The following is a 2422-nucleotide window of genomic DNA, read 5'->3' on the forward strand; positions in this document are numbered from 1 at the left end:
CCAGGTGTTGCGGCTGCTCTCGGAGTTGCAGGACGACTTCGGGCTGACCTACATCTTCGTCGCCCACGACCTCGCGGTCGTGCGCCAGGTCAGCGACCGGGTGGCGGTGATGCGCAAGGGCGAGGTCGTCGAGATGGGCGACAGTGACAGCATCTACGAGAACCCGCAGAGCGACTACACGCGGCAGTTGCTCACGGCCGCCCCGGTCCTGGACCCCGACGAGGCCCGGCGCCTGCGCGCCGAACGGGTGCGGATGCGCGCCGGCGGCTGACCGGTCGCCGAGGCCGGGGCCGGTCAGGGAGTGAGGCCGCGCAGCAGGGCGCGCAGACCGAACAGGAAACGGGCCAACGCCTCGGCCTCCTCGGGCGCGTCCTCCCGGCCCTCGTGGCGTACCTGATGGCCCACCGACCCCAGGCAGTACGCGAGCAGGGCGTCACGGCCGCGGGGGACGTCGTCGCCGGACAGGCCGGCCTCCGCCAGGGCCGCGTCCAGCATGGCGATGGTCCGGTGCTCGGCCAGTGTCCTCGGCGCGCGGTGCATCAGCAGGGACATGGCTCCGGAGTAGGCGAGGAGCCGTGCGCGGTAGTCCTCGGCCCACACCGTGATGCGACGGTCCCAGGGCAGGCTCTCGACCCGTTCCGCATCCTCGTCGCCGGTCCCCGCAGCGGGGAGCTCCTCCTCTTCGGGGCCCTCGCCCTCGGACAGTCCGCTGACCACACGCGCGGTGGTCACGTAGGCGGCGATGGAGTTGAACAGCTGTTCCTTGCCCCGGGGGAAGTGGTGGTAGACGGCCATGGCCTCCACCTCCAGCGCGTCGCCCAACCGGCGCATGGACAGTCCGCCGAGGCCGCGTCCGGCGATGATGTGCAATGCCTCGACGATGATGCGCTCGCGACTGAGCCCTGCGTTGTTCCTGCTCGCCATGGTGTGCTCCGGGGGCCGAAGGGGATCTACCACGTAAAGGTGACAGGTTCTGTGCGCCGAGACCACCACCGACCCGCATCCCGAGTCGCCGCATGATCCACGTCACCTCTAGAGTGGCCACGAGAACGCCGATGGTACGCCCGATGGAGAGCGCAAGATGCGAGTTCCCAAGCAGAACAGGTCCGAGGCGCGCGAGAGGCTCGCCCACGACCAGGAACAGGCCGACCGCCTGCCCGAGCTCTTGGAGGCCGTGGCCGAGGCTGAGCGGGCCCTGGACTCCGCCCGTGCACAGGACGCCCCGTCGGAGGAGCTCCATGAGCGCGGTCTGACCCTGGACACGGCGCTCACCGAGGCCATGCGCGCCGCCTACGCGCACGAGCGTGTGCTGGTCGGCCCCAAGGGATACGACGATCGCATCGTGCGACGCAAGCGTCTGGCCCGACCCGGCATCAAGCAGGCCACCGAGGTCGCCGAGGTGCTGCTCACGGCGAGGGAGACCCACCGCCTGCACGGCATCCAGGGGGTGCCCCGCCGCGCGGTCTGACCACCGGTGCCCACGGGCCCCGCACCCCGCGCCGGGTGCGGGGCCCGTGTGGTCCGCTCACCATGAGTGACGGACGGGCGATAGGTTGGGCCACGGGCCCGGCCGACCCCCGGGTCCGGGACAGGCGATCCAGGTGGGGAGCGAAGAGGACATGGCGGATTTCCTCCGCATCGATCCGACGTCGAAGGTGCCGCCCTACGAACAGATCAGGGCGCTGGTCGCGATCGCCGCGGCCAACGGGGAACTGCCGGTCGGGTACCGGTTGCCGACCGTGCGGGCCCTGGCGGGCGAGCTCTCGGTCGCGGTCAACACCGTCGCCCGGGCCTACCGTGAACTCGAACAGGCCGGAGTGGTGGAGACCCGCGGCCGTTCGGGGACCTTCGTCGCGGCCGCCGGTGACGACCAGCGGGCCGAGGCCCTGGCCGCGGCGCGGGTGTACGCGGAGGTCATCACCCGGGTGGGCCTGGACCACGACGAGGCCGTCGAGATCCTGCGGGCTGCCCTGGAGGGCTGAGGCCGTGTTCGTTCGTGTCCTGCGCCGTGCTTCGGCCCGTGTTCGGGTGCCGGAACCCTCGGGAAGCGTCGGCGCCTGCGTCGGGAGAACGCGTTCCTCGCGATCCCACCCCCGCCCACCTTTCCGGGTCGGCCCTGAGCACGGCCTGACGGCGCCCTGGCCGGACCACCGCCCCGTTGGGCCGGTGCCCGCGATCTCCCCGCGACGGTCATGGTCCACGTATCCACACGACGCAGCCGGAGCGCCTACGGTTCCCCGCCGCGCGCGTGATGACCATAACCGGACTAAAACCCTCCCGGCCGCCCTGAACTGGGACGTTCACCGCTACTGTCGTAGTGGTGCCGTTCACTCCCGACGGTGCCGGTAGGAGCAACCCCCAAGGAGGCCCCCAATGAGCAGGAGATCCGGCGGAGGACGGTCATCGGGCGGTCGTTCCGGTG

3 protein-coding genes and 1 pseudogene are annotated in these 2422 nt (G+C 71.3%); 3 read left to right on the forward strand and 1 reads right to left on the reverse strand.

The window, feature by feature from the left end:
- A pseudogene (locus DSY14_RS27525) lies at positions 1-271 on the forward strand (ABC transporter ATP-binding protein); the annotation flags it as partial.
- Between the two features lie 23 nt (positions 272-294).
- On the opposite strand, the gene DSY14_RS27530 reads toward DSY14_RS27525, so the two are convergent.
- The gene (locus DSY14_RS27530) at positions 295-924 is read right to left on the reverse strand and encodes a TetR/AcrR family transcriptional regulator (protein ID WP_211719520.1); all 630 of its coding nucleotides are present in this window, start codon (positions 922-924) and stop codon (positions 295-297) included.
- A gap of 157 nt (positions 925-1081) precedes the next feature.
- Between DSY14_RS27530 and DSY14_RS27535 the strand changes: the two genes are divergently transcribed.
- Together DSY14_RS27535 and DSY14_RS27540 are read left to right on the forward strand one after the other, a co-directional pair.
- Positions 1082-1468 (forward strand): hypothetical protein, encoded by a 387-nt coding sequence (locus DSY14_RS27535; protein WP_211719521.1) that lies wholly within the window; start codon positions 1082-1084, stop codon positions 1466-1468.
- A 151-nt stretch (positions 1469-1619) separates the two neighbouring features.
- A complete protein-coding gene (locus tag DSY14_RS27540) occupies positions 1620-1982 on the forward strand; it encodes a GntR family transcriptional regulator (protein WP_211719522.1) in 363 nt (120 codons plus the stop codon).
- Positions 1983-2422 lie beyond the last annotated feature (440 nt).

The sequence above is a fragment of the Nocardiopsis sp. MG754419 genome (assembly GCF_018207095.1).
Taxonomy (GTDB): domain Bacteria; phylum Actinomycetota; class Actinomycetes; order Streptosporangiales; family Streptosporangiaceae; genus Nocardiopsis.